This window comes from Streptomyces anulatus (genome assembly GCF_014650675.1).
Classification (GTDB): Bacteria; Actinomycetota; Actinomycetes; order Streptomycetales; family Streptomycetaceae; genus Streptomyces; species Streptomyces anulatus.
The window spans coordinates 183,361-199,288 of record NZ_BMVK01000008.1 but is presented as its reverse complement, the minus strand read 5'-3'; the positions used below and the strand labels follow the sequence as shown (position 1 = coordinate 199,288).

General features: G+C 73.7%; 14 protein-coding genes. 6 read left to right on the top strand and 8 right to left on the bottom strand.

The genetic code is table 11. The features are described from left to right. Positions 1-338 precede the first annotated feature (338 nt). Entirely contained in the window at positions 339-1,757 is a 1,419-nt protein-coding gene (locus IE272_RS21610; protein ID WP_190007566.1) for a PAS domain-containing protein, read from the top strand. A 439-nt stretch (positions 1,758-2,196) separates the two neighbouring features. Here the strand turns inward: IE272_RS21610 and IE272_RS21605 are convergent, their stop codons facing one another. Genes IE272_RS21605 through IE272_RS21590 form a run of 4 tightly spaced genes read right to left on the bottom strand, consistent with a single transcriptional unit; the run spans position 2,197 to position 5,769 of the window. Next, a complete protein-coding gene (locus tag IE272_RS21605) occupies positions 2,197-3,405 on the bottom strand; it encodes an ABC transporter permease (RefSeq protein ID WP_190007564.1) in 1,209 nt (402 codons plus the stop codon). Beyond that, on the bottom strand, positions 3,402-4,193 hold the full coding sequence (locus IE272_RS21600; protein WP_229897364.1) for an ABC transporter ATP-binding protein: 792 nt from the start codon (positions 4,191-4,193) through the stop codon (positions 3,402-3,404). Before IE272_RS21600 ends, IE272_RS21605 begins: the two co-directional genes overlap by 4 nt. After that, the gene (locus tag IE272_RS21595) at positions 4,190-5,248 is read right to left on the bottom strand and encodes an efflux RND transporter periplasmic adaptor subunit (RefSeq protein WP_190007562.1); all 1,059 of its coding nucleotides are present in this window, start codon (positions 5,246-5,248) and stop codon (positions 4,190-4,192) included. Before IE272_RS21595 ends, IE272_RS21600 begins: the two co-directional genes overlap by 4 nt. After that, positions 5,245-5,769 (bottom strand): hypothetical protein, encoded by a 525-nt coding sequence (locus IE272_RS21590; RefSeq protein WP_050361149.1) that lies wholly within the window; start codon positions 5,767-5,769, stop codon positions 5,245-5,247. Before IE272_RS21590 ends, IE272_RS21595 begins: the two co-directional genes overlap by 4 nt. A 128-nt stretch (positions 5,770-5,897) precedes the next feature. Between IE272_RS21590 and IE272_RS21585 the strand changes: the two genes are divergently transcribed. Beyond that, positions 5,898-6,587, top strand: coding sequence for a response regulator transcription factor (locus IE272_RS21585; RefSeq protein WP_190007560.1), 690 nt, complete (start codon positions 5,898-5,900; stop codon positions 6,585-6,587). Next, complete coding sequence (locus IE272_RS21580) at positions 6,584-7,819, top strand: sensor histidine kinase (protein ID WP_229897363.1); 1,236 nt, start codon at positions 6,584-6,586, stop codon at positions 7,817-7,819. Before IE272_RS21585 ends, IE272_RS21580 begins: the two co-directional genes overlap by 4 nt. Here IE272_RS21580 and IE272_RS21575 read toward each other — a convergent pair. Next, the gene (locus IE272_RS21575; RefSeq protein WP_007454120.1) at positions 7,779-8,534 is read right to left on the bottom strand and encodes an SIS domain-containing protein; all 756 of its coding nucleotides are present in this window, start codon (positions 8,532-8,534) and stop codon (positions 7,779-7,781) included. The two genes, IE272_RS21580 and IE272_RS21575, sit on opposite strands and share 41 nt — an antisense overlap. A gap of 255 nt (positions 8,535-8,789) precedes the next feature. Between IE272_RS21575 and IE272_RS21570 the strand changes: the two genes are divergently transcribed. Both IE272_RS21570 and IE272_RS21565 read left to right on the top strand, forming a co-directional pair. Then, positions 8,790-9,482 (top strand): iron-dependent transcriptional repressor DtxR, encoded by a 693-nt coding sequence (locus tag IE272_RS21570; protein WP_007454123.1) that lies wholly within the window; start codon positions 8,790-8,792, stop codon positions 9,480-9,482. 577 nt (positions 9,483-10,059) lie between these two features. Beyond that, a complete protein-coding gene (locus tag IE272_RS21565) occupies positions 10,060-10,929 on the top strand; it encodes an alpha/beta fold hydrolase (RefSeq protein ID WP_190007558.1) in 870 nt (289 codons plus the stop codon). A 23-nt stretch (positions 10,930-10,952) separates the two neighbouring features. Here the strand turns inward: IE272_RS21565 and IE272_RS21560 are convergent, their stop codons facing one another. From IE272_RS21560 to IE272_RS21550, 3 genes are all read right to left on the bottom strand, one after another. Next, positions 10,953-12,590 (bottom strand): hypothetical protein, encoded by a 1,638-nt coding sequence (locus IE272_RS21560; RefSeq protein WP_050361146.1) that lies wholly within the window; start codon positions 12,588-12,590, stop codon positions 10,953-10,955. After that, on the bottom strand, positions 12,587-13,426 hold the full coding sequence (locus IE272_RS21555) for an ABC transporter ATP-binding protein (protein WP_032792998.1): 840 nt from the start codon (positions 13,424-13,426) through the stop codon (positions 12,587-12,589). The genes IE272_RS21560 and IE272_RS21555 overlap by 4 nt, the downstream gene beginning before the upstream one ends. Before the next feature lie 84 nt (positions 13,427-13,510). After that, positions 13,511-14,197 (bottom strand): bifunctional DNA primase/polymerase, encoded by a 687-nt coding sequence (locus IE272_RS21550; RefSeq protein ID WP_050361145.1) that lies wholly within the window; start codon positions 14,195-14,197, stop codon positions 13,511-13,513. A 290-nt stretch (positions 14,198-14,487) separates the two neighbouring features. Between IE272_RS21550 and IE272_RS21545 the strand changes: the two genes are divergently transcribed. Further along, entirely contained in the window at positions 14,488-15,870 is a 1,383-nt protein-coding gene (locus IE272_RS21545) for an NsdA family TPR-like regulatory protein (protein ID WP_050361143.1), read from the top strand. Positions 15,871-15,928 lie beyond the last annotated feature (58 nt).

The window sequence follows — 15,928 nt, the reverse complement described above, 5'->3', positions numbered from 1 at the left end:
CCGAGGCGACCCGAGGCGGTCCGAGGCGTGTGAAGGCGTGCGACGGCGCGTGCGAGGGCGCCCCAAGGCTGGGTGTGCCCGGTGGACTTCGGGTGACGTCGTCACCACGCACCGCGGTGCCTGCGGTGAACTCCCCACGGCGGAGGGCCCGACGGGCCCCGGCGCGATCGCGGCGTGGCGCGAAAACGATGGAAGCGGCCGGGAATCCGGCGGTGGAAGAAATGATTTCGGTGAAGTTGATGTGTGCTGGGTCACGTTCGAGTTGAATGGTCTGACGTGCAGCAATACACGCGGCGACGCGTGGGGAAACGGCGGACACGTTCTGCGGGGGGTGCGGAGTGGGTGCTTCCAGGAGCAGCGGGACCACCGACGAGCTCGGGCCGGACGAGGATTCCGGCGGCGGGCCCCCGGGGTGCTCCGCGGATCCCGGGCCCCCGGCCGGCGACGGCGGGATCCCCGGTGAGCCTCCCGGGTCCGAACTGCTGGCGGCGCTGCTCGACGGCATGGACGCCGCGCTCTGCGCGTTCGACGCGGCCGGCACGGTCACCCACTGGAACCGCGAGGCCGAGCGGGTCCTCGGCTGGACGGCGCGCGAGGCCGTGGGGCGTACCGGCTTCGCGGGCTGGGCGGTGCGCCGGGCCGACGCGGACGAGGTGCGGGCGCGGCTGATGTCGGCCATGGACGCGCCGGGGCGGCAGGTGCACGAGTTCGCGCTGCTGCGCAAGGACGGCGGCCGGGTGCTGGTGCGGACCCAGTCCGCCGGGGTGCGCGGCGCGGACGGGCAACCGGCCGGGGTCTACTGCGCGTTCAGCGAGGTGCACGCCCAGATCGACCTGGAGCGGGCCATCGCGCTGAGCGAGGCGCTGCTGGAGGACGCGTCCTGGGGCGTGGCCCTCGTCGACGTCGATCTGCGCCCGACGGTCGTCAACGCGTATGCGGCCCGCGCGCTCGGCGGGAGCCGCACCGCCCTCCTCGGCCGTCCGCTCGGCGAACTGGTGGTCCAGGGCGTCGAGGAGCTGGAGGCCGCCCTGCACCATGTGCTCGCCGAAGGAGCCCCGAGCGCCCCGGCCGAGCTGTGGGTGACCCTGCGGACGGCGGAGGGCGAACGCCGCCGGTGCTGGCGCAGCGGATTCCTGCGGCTGGCCTCGCCGCTGACGGAGGAACCGGTCCCGCTCGGGGTGGGGTGGCTGTTCCGGGACGTCACCGCCGCGAAGCTCGCGGAGCAGGAGGCCGACCGGCTGCGGTTCCGGACGAGCCAGCTGCACCGGGCCGCACGTACGGCCTCCGAGTGCGAGGACCCGATGGAGGCGGCGACCTCCCTGCTGGACTTCGCGCTCGCCGGGTTCGCCGACCACGTCCTGGTCGACCTGGTGGCGGGCGAGCGCCTGGTGCGTACGGCCGCCACGCCCTTCGACGCTCCCGGCCCCTGCCTCCCGGTGTCCGGCGGCGCCATCCCGGCCCGCTACGGCCCCGGCCACCCGGCCCTCCGGTCCGTCGAGCGCACCGGCACCGTCCGTACGAGCGCGGGCGCCGGGGACGCCGCGCAGTCCTGGGCCGCGGAACGCCGCTGGCCCCGGGACGCGGCGCACGCGCTCTGCGCGGTGCTCCGGAGCCGGGGCCGGACGCTGGGCGTGCTGACGTTCCTCCGCGCGGCGAACCGGTCCGCCTTCGAGCGCCCGGACGCGGCGTACGCGGAGACGGTCGCGGCCCGGGTCGCGGGAGCGGTCGACCTGGCCCAGGTGACGGCGGGGACGTAGCCGGGCTCCCGCCGTGCGCTTGCCCGCAGCCGGCCCGGGCCCGACGGCCCCCGCGACAGGCGTGCTCGACCGCCGTGCGCCTGCCCCGGCGGACCTTGCCGACCCGGCCGACTGACCTGACTGACCTGACGGGCCTGCCCGGCCTGACTGGCCTGCTGCCTGACCCGGCCTGCCCGGCCCGACCGACGCTGCCCGGCCTGCCCGGCCTGCCCGGCCTGCCCGGCCCGACCGACGCTGCCCGGCCTGCCCGACGCTGCCCGGCCTGCCCGGCCTGCCCGGCCTGCCCGGCCTGCCCGGCCTGCCCGGCCTGCCCGGCCCGACCGACGCTGACCGGCCCGACCGACGCTGACCGGCCCGACCGACGCTGACCGGCCCGACCGGCCCGACACCGGCGGCCGACGCCCGACACCGGCGGCCGACGCCCGGCCGGGGCCGCCTCTCACGCCGCGTGCAGCGCCAGGGTCGGGGAGAGCCGGGACGCCCGGACCGCCGGGTACAGGCCCGCCACCGTGCCGATGACCAGCGTCGCGCCGAAGCCGCCGCCGACCGCCCACAGCGGGACCACCCACGGCAGTCCGCCCGACTGCGCGTACACCCCCGTCGCCGCCGCGCCCAGGGCCACACCCGCCAGGCCGCCCAGGCCGGACAGCATCAGCGACTCCGTGACGAACTGGATGCGGATCTGGCCCCGGGTCGCGCCCAGCGAGCGGCGCAGGCCGATCTCGTACCGCCGCTCCAGGACCGAGATGATCATGGTGTTGGCGACTCCGACGCCCCCGACGAGCAGGGCGATGCCGCCCAGGCCCAGCAGCAGACTGCTGAACGCCCCCTCGGTCGCCGCCTTCGCGCGGAGCGCCGACGACGGGTCGGTGACCTTCACGTTCTGCGGGTTCCTGGGGTCGACCGTCGCCGCCATCACCTTGCGTACGTCCTGCACCGCCGCGTCCGTCGAGCGCTCGTACACCGACGTCGGGTGGCCCGCGAAGTCCAGCAGGCGCTTCGCGCCCTCCCAGCCGACCAGCGCGGAGCGCTCGATCTCCGGAGCGAGGGGGAGCGGGGCGAGGATGCCGACGACCGTGAAGTACCGCTCGCCCAGCCACACTTGCTGTCCCGGGGCGGTGATGCCCAGGCGCTCGGCCGACACATGGCCGAGGACGACGGAGGGGTAGCGTCCGGTCGCGGCGTTCAGCCAGCTGCCGCTGCCGACCTCGCCGCGCAGGACGCGGAGCAGGCCGGCCGTCGTCGCCTTGACCGCGATCCCGCCCGTATCGCCCTCGTCGATCTTCTCGTTACGGCGGACGGTCGCCTCCAGGTCGGCCGTCGCGCCGACGTCCCTCACGCCCTTGATCCGGCCCACCATGCCGACCGACTCCTCGGGCAGCTTCACCTCCTCCCCGGCGAACATCGACTCACCGGGGGAGGCGACGAGCAGATTGGTGCCCAACTTGTCGAGTTCGCGCAGAAGTTGGGCCTGGCTGGAGGCGGAGATGCCGACCACCGAGATCATGGTGGCGATGCCGATGGCGATACCCAGCGCGGAGAGCACCACCCGCATCGGCCGGCTGCGCAGCCCCGCCGAGCCCACGTGGGCCACGTCCCGGGGGCCCAGCCTGGCCGCCTTCAACCTGCCCCTGCCTGCGCGGCTCACCGGCCCGCTCCCGTCGCCACGGACGGTGCGGCAGAAGGATTCCGCAGGTCCGCGACCACCCGGCCGTCCCGGATGCGTACCTCGCGCGGCAACTCCCGCGCGATCTCCGTGTCGTGCGTGATGACCGCGATCGTGGCCCCCTCCCGGTTCAGGTCCCGCAGCAGTCGCATCACCGCCGCCCCCGACTCCGAGTCGAGCGCCCCGGTCGGTTCGTCGGCCAGCAGCAGCGCGGGCTCGCCGACCACGGCCCGGGCGATGGCGACCCGCTGCTTCTGGCCGCCGGACAGCTGGTGCGGCTTGTGGTCGAGGCGGTCCGCGAGGCCGACCCGGTCCAGGGCCTCGGCCGCCCTGCGGCGGCGTACGGAGCGGGAGAGGCCGGAGTAGAGCAGGCCCTCCGCCACGTTGTCGCGGGCGCTGACGCCCGGCACCAGATGGAACGCCTGGAAGACGAAGCCCACATGCTGGGCCCGCAGCGCGGAGAGCCTGCGGTCCGAGAGCGCCGCCACGTCGTGGCCCGCGATGTGGACGGAGCCCGTGGTCGGGCGGTCCAGGGTGCCGATGATGTGCAGCAGCGTGGACTTGCCGGAGCCGGAGGGGCCCACGATGCCGAGGAGTTCGCCCTCCTCGACGGTGAGGTCCACCCCGCGCAGCGCGGCGACCGGGCCGGGGTACTCCTTGGTGACCCCTGCGAGGGCGACGACCGTACGCGCACCCGTGTCCGTACGCGCACCCGTATCTGCATGTGCACCCGTGTCCGTACCGGGTCCCGCGTCGACGTAGCGGCTCATATCTTCGGCACCCCGACCTTCGCGCCCTCGCGCAGTCCGCCGCCGGACACCTCGACCCGGCCCTCGGCGAACATGCCGAGCTCGACCTTCACCTCGCGGGTGGTGCCGCCCCGGACCACCTGGAGGCCGAAGCCGCCGCCGGGCAGGGCGAGCAGTGCGTTCACCGGCACGGTCAGGACGTCTCTGCGGGTCTCGCCCGTCAGGTTCACCGTGACCGGCGACTGGTCGAAGCCGTCGACCTCGTCCGGCTCGTCGAAGGAGACGGTGAGGGTGACCTTGGGGCTGTCGTCCTGCGGGTCGTCGCCCGGCTTCGCGGTCCGGCCGACCGACGAGACCTTCCCGGACGCGGTCGTGCCGTCCGGCAGATCCACCGTGACCTTCGTGCCCGCCTTCGCCAGCCGGCTCTCCGCCACGTCCAGCCGGAACGTCACGATGCGCTCGGAACCGGTCGTCTCCAGGACCGGCGCGCCGGGCTGGGCCTGTTCCCCCACGCCCGCCCCGACGCTCTTGATCCGCACCTTCCCCGGGGCGAACGTGACGTCCTGCGGCCCGACCTTCCCGGTCTGCTTCACATCGTGGGACTTCTGCCAGCGCTTCACGGCCGCCGAGGTCAGCTCGGTGTACTCCTCGTCCGGGGTGAAGCCCGTGTAGCCCAGCTCCGCGAGATTGCGCTCCAACTGCTCCACGTCCCGGCCCTTGTCGCCCGGCTTCAGCGTCCGGTACATGGGTCCGGCGCCGTACATCAGCCGGACCGGCCGGCCGTCGATCTCGTACAGCCGCTCGTTCCGCTTCACGGTCGAGCCCGTGCGCGGCGCCCAGGTGATGGTGCCCGCCGCGCCCGCGTTGACCTTGCGCTGCTTGTCGTAGCCGAGCGTCCCGTCGGCCTGGGCGCTGTCGCGGAGGTCCCCGCGCTCGACCGGGGCGGTGGCCGGGGGCAGCCCGGTGTTCTTCGCCCCGCCGGTCTCCTCGCCGGACCCGAGCCGGGTGAGAGCGAGCGAGCCGGCCACCACGGCGAGCACCGCCGTCGCCGCCGCCACGGCCCGTCCCCGCCTCATCGGCCGGCGCTTTCGCACGCCTTGTTGGCCTTCTCGAACTTCTTCATGTCCTTCTGCTTCAGCGCGGGCGCCGCCTGCATCGCCCCGCCGTCGAACTTCGGGTCGGGCATGTCGAAGCCGTTCTCGCGCATGCACCGGGCGAAGGCGACCATCTTGTCCTTCTCCGCCTGGGTCAGCTCCTTGGGCCCGCCGCCGACCGCCTTGTCCTCGCAGGCCTTGAACGCCTTCTCCATCTCCTCCTTGCCCTTGGAGCCGCCGTCGATGGTGATGCCCATACCGTCCTGGCCCGGCTTCGGCTCCGGGATGTCCAGGCCCTGCTCGCGCAGGCACTTACGGTGCTCCAGGGCCTGGTCCTCCTCCGTCTTCCCGGTGCCGGAGGCGGATCCGCCGTCCTTCGTGCCGCCGCCGTCGCCCGAGCACGCGGTGGCGGTCAGGGCGAGGGCGGCGGCCATCGCGCAGGCCGCGGCGAGGGAGCGCCCGCGCGAACGCGCGGTGGTCCGGCGGGAAAGGGTCGGGTTCATGGGGGCTCCTCGTCGGTGACTGACAGGCCGGGGTACGAACGGCCCGAGCGTGCGCGAGGACGCGGTTTCGTTTCTCTCGGCCCGGATGCTTACACCGGCGAAACATCCCTTTCGGGTACACAGGGCCCATGCGCGTGCTGGTGGTGGAGGACGAGGAATTCCTGGCGGAGATGATCGCCGAGGGGCTGCGTCGTGACGCCGTCGCCGTGGACATCGCCCCCGACGGCCGGGCGGCGCTGGACCGGCTGCGGTTCGGCGCGTACGACGTGATGATCCTCGACCGCGATCTGCCGGGGCTGCACGGCGACGAGGTGTGCCGCCGCGTCGTCGCCCTGCGCCTGCTGACCCGGATCCTGATGCTCACCGCCGCGGGGACGGTACGGGACCGGGTGGCCGGCCTCGGGCTCGGCGCCGACGACTACCTGACCAAGCCGTTCGCGTACGACGAACTCCTCGCCCGGGTCCTGGCCCTCGGCCGCCGCGCCCGCCCCGCCCTTCCACCGGTCCTGGAGCGGGCCGGACTGCGGCTGGACACCGCCCGCCGCCAGGTCTGCCGCGACGGCCGTTTCCTGTCCCTCTCCCGCAAGGAGTTCGCCGTGCTGGAAACCCTGCTGAGGGCCGAGGGCGCGGTCGTCAGCGGCGACGACCTGATCGAGGAGGTGTGGGAGGAGGACACCAGCTACCGCACCAACGCGGTCCGTGTCACCCTCTCCAAGCTCCGCGTCAAACTCGGCGCGCCCCCGGTGATCGAGACGGTCCCGGGGGCCGGTTACCGCATCGGGGACGGCGCCGCGACGGGGCCGGGGAGCGCCCGGTGAACAGTGAGCGCACCCGTCTCGCCGCGCTGTACGGCGGACTGCTGGTCATGGCCGGCGTCCTGCTCATGGCCATCGTGTATCTGCTGGTCAGCGAGGGCGTGTACGCCAGCATCGTCACCGCCGTCGCCCCGACGGTCCCCGCCTCCCGGCTGGACGCCGTCGCCTCCGCCCCCGCGCTGCCCACCACGGACTGGGCGCGGACCATGGTGCTCGAACCCGGCCAGGTCGCCGTCGCGCAGAAGGTCGGCACCGTCGCCGGGGACGCCGCGCTCAGCCAGCTGCTGACCGTCTCCGGGGTCTCCCTCGCCGTCTACTCCGCGCTCTCCGTCGCCCTCGCCTGGTGGATGGCGGGCCGGGTGCTGCGGCCGGTCGGCGTCATCACCGCCCGCGCCCGCCGGCTGTCCGGCAGCAACCTGCACGAACGCCTCGCGCTGAAGGCCCCGCCCGGCGAGCTGAAGGAGCTGGCCGACACCTTCGACGGGATGCTCGACCGGATCCAGGAGCTGGTCGCCGCCCGGCAGCGGTTCGCCGCCAACGCCGCCCATGAGCTGCGCACCCCGCTCGCCGTGCAGCGGGCCGCCGCCGAGATCGGGCTCGCCGACGATCCGCCGCCCGAGAAGGTGGCCTGGATCCGGGACAAGCTCATCGACACCGCCGCGAGCAGCGAGCGGCTCATCGAGGGGCTGCTGCTCCTCGCGGTCTCCGACGAGGGGCTGCGGCGGCGGGAGCGGGTCGCCCTGGACGAGACCACCGCCGCGGTCGCCGATGCGCTGGCGGCGGAGGCGCGGGAACGGTCCATCACCGTCGAGGTGACGGCCCGGCCGGTGACGGTCGAGGGCGACGCGGTCCTGCTGGACCACCTCGTGCACAACCTGGTCGCCAACGCGCTGCGCCACAACCACCCGGGAGGGACGGTACGGGTCCGGGTCGGACCGGAGGGTCTGGAGGTCGCCAACACCGGGCCCGTGGTGGACCCGGCGACCGTGCCGCTGCTGTTCGAGCCGTTCCGCCGCGCCCGGGCCCGCCGCCACGCGCCCGGCGAGGGCGCGGGCCTCGGGCTCTCCATCGTGGCGTCGGTGGCACGGGCGCACGGCGGGGTGGCCGGCGCGAGCGCCAACCCGGGCGGCGGGCTGACGGCCCGGGTCACCCTCCCGACGGGCCCGCCTCGGACGTGTCCGCCGGGGGCGCCGGTCAGTGGCGGTAGAAGATCCGGTCCCGGTACTCCGTCATGACCCGGCCGTTCCACTCGTGACCGCCGTCGACGTTGCCCGAGCGCAGCATCGGCGGCTCGACGCCGCGGGCCACCAGCTGCTCGACGGCGGCGGCCAGCATCGCCTGCATGATCGCGCTGGTCACCACGGTCGAGGCGGGGGCGAAGGGGGCGTCGACGCCGGGAGCCGTCAGCTCCGCGTCGCCGATCGCGATCTTGCTGTCCAGGACGATGTCGCAGTGGTCGCGCAGGAAGCCGCCCGAGGCGTGCCGGGAGCGGGTGCTCTCCGCGTACGCGACCGAGGTGAGGCCGATGACCTTCAGCCCGAGGGCGCGGGCGTTCTGCGCCATCTCGACCGGCAGGGCGTTGCGTCCGGACAGCGAGACGATCACCAGGAGGTCGCCGGCGGTGGCGGGGCTGGAGTCCAGGACGGCCGAGGCGAGCCCGTCCACCCGCTCCAGCGCCGAGCCGAGCGTGGCGGGCATGACGTCCACGCCGACCACGCCGGGCACGGTGAGCAGGTTCATCAGCGCCAGGCCGCCCGCACGGTAGACGACGTCCTGGGCGGCCAGCGAGGAGTGGCCCGCACCGAAGGCGAAGAGCCGGCCGCCGGACTCGACGGTGTCCGCGACGGCCGCGCCGGCGGCGGCGATGCTGTCCGCCTCCTCGTCCCGCACCCGCGTCAGCAGTCCGATCGCCGCATCGAAGAACTGACCGGCCAGCTTGCTGTCGCTCATCGGGAGAGCCCTTTCGGCGGGGGATGGGAGCGGGGTGGGACGGGTGGTGCGGCGGGCGTCCCGCGGTGCGGGAATGCCGGTGCCGCCGATCACGTTGCGGTCTGGACCAGTGGACTGTCAATAGCGCCTCCGGGCCCCGGCCGCACGCACTTCCACCGGTCTTCCACCGGGGCGGCACGGTTGTCGGCGCTATGCGTCAGAATTGGTGCAGGGCCATCGCACGACGTTTTCTAGTCACAGCATCGAGGGGCACGTATGTCCGGACTGATCGACACCACGGAGATGTATCTCCGCACCATCCTCGAACTGGAAGAGGAAGGCGTGGTCCCCATGCGCGCCCGCATCGCCGAACGGCTGGACCAGAGCGGTCCGACCGTCAGCCAGACGGTGGCCCGCATGGAGCGCGACGGACTGGTCCAGGTCGCGGGGGACCGCCATCTGGAGCTGACCGAGGAGGGCCGCCGCCTCGCCACCCGCGTCATGCGCAAGCACCGGCTCGCCGAGTGTCTGCTCGTGGACGTCATCGGCCTGGAGTGGGAGCAGGTCCACGCCGAGGCCTGCCGCTGGGAGCACGTGATGAGCGAGGCGGTGGAGCGGCGGGTGCTGGAGCTGCTGCGTCACCCGACGGAGTCGCCGTACGGGAACCCCATCCCGGGCCTGGAGGAGCTGGGCGAGAAGGCCGAGGCCGACCCGTTCCTGGACGCCTCCATGGTGAGCCTGGCCGAGCTGGACCCGGGCGCCGAGGGCAAGACCGTGGTGGTGCGGCGGATCGGGGAGCCGATCCAGACCGACGCCCAGCTGATGTACACGCTGCGCCGGGCCGGGGTGCAGCCCGGGTCCGTCGTCAGCGTGACCGAGTCGCCCGGCGGGGTGCTGGTCGGCTCCAGCGGGGAGGCGGCCGAGCTGGACTCCGAGGTTGCCTCGCACGTCTTCGTCGCCAAGCGCTGACACGGTGGACGGCCGTGTGCCGGCCACGGCAACACAACCGTGATGTGCGCTTGCCGATTTCCGTCCGGAATGGCAGCGGCCGGACGCGTCACATGCCAGGCTGAGGCCAGGCAGAGGACCTGAGGGTGTCGGCCGGCTCCGGCCGGCACGGTCGGGGAGGGAGCAGGGAATGCGCCCGTCGCACCATCACGCGCACCGCGCGGTGCCCGGCGCGCTTCGAAACGCCCTGATCCCGGCCGTTGCGGGGCGGTTCGCGCCGCGGCCTGCCATCGTTGTCGAAGGTGCTGGAGGGCGCCCCCGGACAGGGGGCGGCCCCGGCGTCCGAAGGCGCCGGGGCCGTTCCTCCCCTGTGCTGACCCGGAGCCCCGAGCTCTCAAGGTCAGTTCCCGCGGGCCCCTGTCCCCGAGCGGCCCGCCTCCCGCTGAAGATCTCCCCAGGCCGGTCGGCATCAATCCTTGACCGGTGTCACTCGAACGTGGGGTCTTGGGTGGCGGAAGCTCATTTTCGAATAAGAGTTCGATAGCCTGGCGGGGTGCGACCACACGGTGATCGAGGACCAGAAGGGGGTGCCAGGACTATGGTGCGGCGCATCGATGTGACCGGAACCGACGGCGTACGCCTCGCGGCATGGGAGTTCGCCGATCCGCCCAAGGAGCGCGCGGAGGCGGACAGCGCTCCCGGGGTCTTACTGCTGCACGGGCTGATGGGCCGGGCCTCGCACTGGGCCCCGACCGCCCGCTGGCTGGCCGAACGGCACCGCGCGGTCGGCCTCGACCAGCGGGGCCACGGCCGCAGCGACAAGCCCGCCGACGGCCCGTACACCCGCGACGCCTACGTCTCCGACGCCGAGGCCGCGATCGAACAGCTCGGGCTCGGCCCCGTCACCGTCGTCGGCCACGCCATGGGAGCGCTCACAGGCTGGCAGCTCGCCGCCAAGCGCCCCGACCTCGTCCGTGCCCTCGTCGTCTGCGACATGCGGGCCTCCGCCCTCGGGGCGGCCTCCCAGCGCGAGTGGAGCGACTGGTTCGACTCCTGGCCGCTGCCCTTCTCCACCCTCGCCGACGTACGGAAGTGGTTCGGCGAGGACGACCCCTGGGTGGAGCGGCCGAACCCCTCGCGCGGCGAGTTCTACGCCGAGGTGATGGCCGAGCGGGAAGACGGCTGGCGCCCCGTCTTCTCCCGCCGCCAGATGCTCCGCTCCCGCGCGACCTGGGTCTTCGACGCCCACTGGGAGGAGCTGGCCCAGGTCCAGTGCCCCGCGCTGGTGCTGCGCGGCCTCGACGGGGAGCTGGGCCGCGCGGAGGCCCAGGAGATGGTCCGGGTCCTGCCCCGCGGCCAGTACGCGGAAGTGGCGGACGCGGGCCACCTCGTCCACTACGACCAGCCGGAGGGCTGGCGGGCCGCGGTCGAACCCTTCCTGGAGCAGCTGAGGACTGTCCCGACCTGACCGGCCGGGGCAGCCCCCGGCCCTCAGCCCTTGCTGACCGCCGCCAGGATCTCCGGCAGCCGGGCCGCCGTGCGCCGCGCGGCGATCCGCAGCCCCGCCCACCCGACGAGCGCCCCGTACGCGAGCCCGCCCGGCACCAGGAGCCACAGCGCGTCGTGGCGGTCCGTGACGTGCATCCAGATGGTCGGCACGATCACCGGCGCGGCCAGCAGCGCGGCGGCCAGCATGCCGCCGAGGATCGAGATCCAGGCCAGACCGCCCTGCCCCGGCACCACGTTCTTGAACGCGCCCTCCTGCGGAATCGAGTACGGGAACAGCGCCGAGGCCACCGCCCCCGTCGCCAGCATCGAGCCCAGCAGTGCGAACGACAGGCCGAGCGCCCCCGGCAGCGCCTGCCAGTCGCCGATCACCGCCGCCGTCACCGCACAGACGATCAGCGTGAACGGCAGGGTGAGCAGCAGCAGGACGAACGCCCGCGCCCGCAGTTCGACGTACGCGTCCCGGGGCGAGGAGATCGTCAGCGCCACCATCCAGAACGCCGAGGTGTCCTGGCCGAACTGGTTGTACATCTGCATGCCGAGCATCCCGGCGGCGAAGCACGCGAAGTAGACCGAGCCGGTGCCCTGGACCGCGTTGAGCAGCGGCACGATCGCCCCGACCGCGAGCGCCGTCACCCAGGCCGCCTTGGTCTTCGGGTCCCGGGCCACGTACCGCAGGCTGCGCTGCATCACCGTCGCGGTGCGGCCCTCCGGCAGCAGCGCCGACAGACGGCCCCGGCCGGACTCCTCACGGGCCGGCTCGGCCGCCGCCAGGGTCGAACCGTCCGGCGAGGTCATCAGCCTCACCATGCTCCGCTGCCACATCCACATCAGCGCCGCCAGGGCCGCCACCGTGATCAGCAGCTGGGCGACGGCGACCCCGTACGAACCGTCCGAGGCCGCGTCCACCGACGCCACGGCGGAGGCGCCGGGCAGCCAGCGCACCACGTCCGCCGCCGGGTCCAGCGTGGAGAGCCCGCCCGCCTGACCGAGCCGCTGGGCACCGAAGTTGACGAACTGGATGCCCACCGCGATGACCAGCCCGCTGAGCACCGCGAGGTCGCGGCCCTTACGGGAGTTCAGCAGCCGGACGTTGGCCGTGGTCACCGCCCGGGACAGGGCCACGCAGAGCAGCATCGTCAGCGGGACCGCGAGCACCGCGAACACGATCCCCGCCGCCCCGTGCGCCAGCGCGAGGACCGAACCGACCACGAGACACAGGGTGAACAGCGGGCCGATGCCGATCATCGAGGACACCAGCAGGGCCCGGATCAGCGGCTCGGGCCGCAGCGGAAGCATCACCAGCCGGGTCGGGTCGAGGGTGTCGTCACCACTGGGGAAGAACAGCGGCAGCACCGCCCAGCCGAGCGCCACGACACCCGTCAGCAGCACCACGACGGTGCCGGCGTGCTCGTTGCCGCGCAGCAGGACCAGGCCGAGCACCTGGGCCGCGGCGAGCAGCAGGGTGAAGACCAGGGAGACGACGAACACCGCCCTGCGCCCGGAGGACTGCCGCAGCCCGTTGCGCAGCAGCGTCAGCTTCAGCGAGACGAAGATCGGGGTCAGCCCCGTCGTCGGCGCCGCCGGGGCGGCCGAGGTGACCGGGGCGTCCAGCACGCTCATCGGGAGCCGCCCAGCCAGTCGAGGGAGTCGCCGGCGTCCCGGCCGCCCGCGCCGACCAGTTCGAGGAAGGCGTTCTGCAACGAGGGGGCGTCGCCGCGCACCTCGGCCAGCGTGCCCTGCGCCTTGATCCGGCCCGCCGCCATCACCGCGACCCAGTCGCACAACGACTCGACCAGCTCCATCACATGACTGGAGAAGACCACGGTCGCCCCGGACCGGGTGTAGCGCTCCAGCACCCCCCGGATGGTCTGCGCCGAGACCGGGTCGACGCCCTCGAACGGTTCGTCCAGGAAGAGCACTTCGGGGTTGTGGAGCAGGGCCGCCGCGAGCCCGATCTTCTTCCGCATACCGGTCGAGTAGTCCACGACCAGCTTGTGCTGCGAGCCCGCGAGATCCAGCACGTCCAGCAACTGGGTGGCCCGCTTGTCCACCTCGTCCCCCGGCAGGCCGCGCAACCGCCCGTTGTAGGCGAGCAGTTCACGCCCCGAGAGCCGCTCGAACAGCCGCAGCCCCTCCGGCAGCACCCCGATCCGGGACTTCACCTCGACCGGATCCGTCCACACGTCGTGGCCCGCGACCTCGATCTTCCCCATGTCGGGCCGCAGCAGCCCGGTGACCATCGAGAGCGTCGTCGTCTTGCCCGCCCCGTTGGGCCCCACCAGGCCGACGAACTTCCCCGCGGGCAGCTCCAGATCGATCCCCGCGACGGCGACCTGATCCCCGAACCGCTTCCACAGCCCCTGTACGCGGACGGCGGGCCGCGCCTCCCGCGCACCGCCCGCCGCCGCGTCCGTCTCCACGCCTGTCTTCGTACGTGCATCTGCCCGGTCCGGCATGGCACAGCCTTTCGATATCCCCATAGATGGGGACCACCCTACGAAAGGCCTGACCGGAGCCGGGGGGACAACCGTCCGGGCGCTCTACGAAACGCGGGTACGGGCGTCGGCCGCCTCCCGTGCGCAGGCGTACGCCAGCGGGCTGATCAGCTCGTCCACATCGGGCAGCCACCGGTTGGCATGGGTGGGCTTCCGGGCCCACTGCACGGCCCCACGGGCGCCGACGCGGGTGGGCGGGGCGGCGACGTAGTGACCCTCGCCGCGGCCGGTCAGGTCGATCGCCTCGGCGTTCCAGCCGAGCCCGCGCACCAGCTCGGAAGCCTTGGCGGCGGCGCCCGGCAGCACGAAGAACAGCATCCGGCGGTCGGGCGTGCAGGTGACCGGGCCCAGCGTCAGGTCCATCCGCTCCATCCGGGCCAGCGCCAGGAACCCCGCGGACTCCGGGACCTCCAGCGCGTCGAAGGTCCGGCCGGTCGGCAGCAGCACCGAGGCACGGGGCTGCCTGGTCCACATGCGCCGGGCGGCGGCCCCGCTGCCGGTCGCCTGGCCCGCCCAGTCGGGCCGGTCCGCGTGCGCCCCGGGCAGGGCGCAGCCGGCGTCGCCGCACGAACACCGCTCCCCGCCGCCCACCGCCTCCAGCCAGGTGCCGGGGAACACGTCCCAATGACGCTCTTCCGCATATCGCACGGCGGCGTCGAGCAGGTGCTCGCCCCGCTGCTGAGGGACCTGTGCGGCTTCCGTGACTCCGATGGGCTCTTCCACGCCCAGCACAACTCCCGCCGTCACCTGGGGTTACGGCCTCCCCTGAACCGGGGCCCGGCGCATCGATCCTGCACGCGGGGCGCATCGGTGCACGAGCGGGGGCGCGCGTGAGGCGTCGCACCGAAGGGCGGGTAACCACCTCCAGGACCGCCGCCCAGGGCCGCTCCCGGACCTCCGTGACGGTGCAACGCGCCATGCCCGTACCGAATGCCGATGGAATATGCGCATTTCTTGTGTATGTGACGGGCAGTGATCCCTTCCACCGATCACTGCACATAACCGATGTTTCAGGGGGACATATGGCTGCAAGGCCTCTCGTAGCCCGCCAGCCCAACGAACGGCTCCAGACGCTCATCCAGGAAGCCGCCTGTTCCAACGCGGGCCTCGCACGCCGCGTGAACATGGTCGGGGCCGAGCGGGGTCTCGATCTGCGCTACGACAAGACCTCCGTGGCCCGTTGGCTGCGGGGACAGCAGCCCCGGGGCCGGGCCCCGGGGATCATCGCCGAGGCGCTCGGCCGCAAGCTCGGCCGTACGGTCACGATCGACGAGATCGGCATGGCCAACGGCAAGAACCTGGCCTCCGGCGTCGGCCTCCAGTACGCGCCGACCGTCGCCGGGGCCGTCGAGCAGGTCTGCGAGCTGTGGCGCAGCGACGTGGGCCGCCGCGACCTGCTCACCGGGTCGGCGGTCGCCGCGTCCGCGCTGGTCGAGCCCAGCCGGGACTGGCTGATCTCGGGCCCGGACGCGCACGTCGAGCGGACGGCGGGAGCCCGGGTCGGGATGTCCGACGTCGAGGCGGTGCGGGCGATGACCGCCGCGCTGACCGACCTCGACCACCGCTTCGGCAGCGGCCATGTGCGGCCGGTGCTCGTGCACTACCTCAACAGTGTGGTCTCAGGGCTGCTTTCGGGGGCGTACCGCGAACAGGTGGGGCGGCAGTTGTTCGGCGCGGTGGCCCGGCTCGCCGAGCTCGGCGGCTACATGGCGGTCGACACCGGCCAGCCCGGCCTCGCCCAGCGCTACTACATCCAGGCCCTGCGGCTCGCGCAGGCGGCGGGCGACCGGGCGTACGGCGGCTATGTGCTCGCCGCGTCGATGAGCCATCTCGCCGCCCAGCTCGGCAACCCCCGCGAGATCGCCCAACTGGCCCGCGCCGCGCAGGAAGGGGCCCGGGGGCAGGTCACCCCCCGCGCCCAGGCGATGTTCTACGCGGCGGAGGCCCGGGGGCACGCGCTGCTCGGGGACGCCAGGACCTGCCACGCGGTGGCGGGGCGGGCGGTCGCCGCGCTGGAGCAGGCCGGCCCGGAGTCCGGCGACGACCCGGTCTGGATCGCGCATTTCGACGCGGGCTACCTCGCGGACGAACTGGCCCACTGCCACCGGGACCTGGGGCAGCCGGACCAGGCGGCCAAGCGGGCCAAGGAGGCGCTGGCCGCGCTGCCGGAGACCCGGGCCCGGCGCCGGGGCATCGCGCTGGTGCTGCTGGCCTCGGCCCAGGTGCAGCAGCGGGAGGTGGAGCGGGCGTGCCAGACGGGCACCCGGGCGATGGAGCTGCTGTCGACGGTGCGCTCCAGCCGGGGAGCCGAATATCTCGACGATCTCCAGCAGCGGCTCACGCCCTACGGCGAGGAGCCCGCGGTGCGGGAGTTCGGGGAGCGGCTGGAGCTCCAGGCGGCCTGAGGACAGGTGGTCGCCGATGCGGTCCGGGCCGTGTTCGTGGCGGTCCGGCCGTTAACAG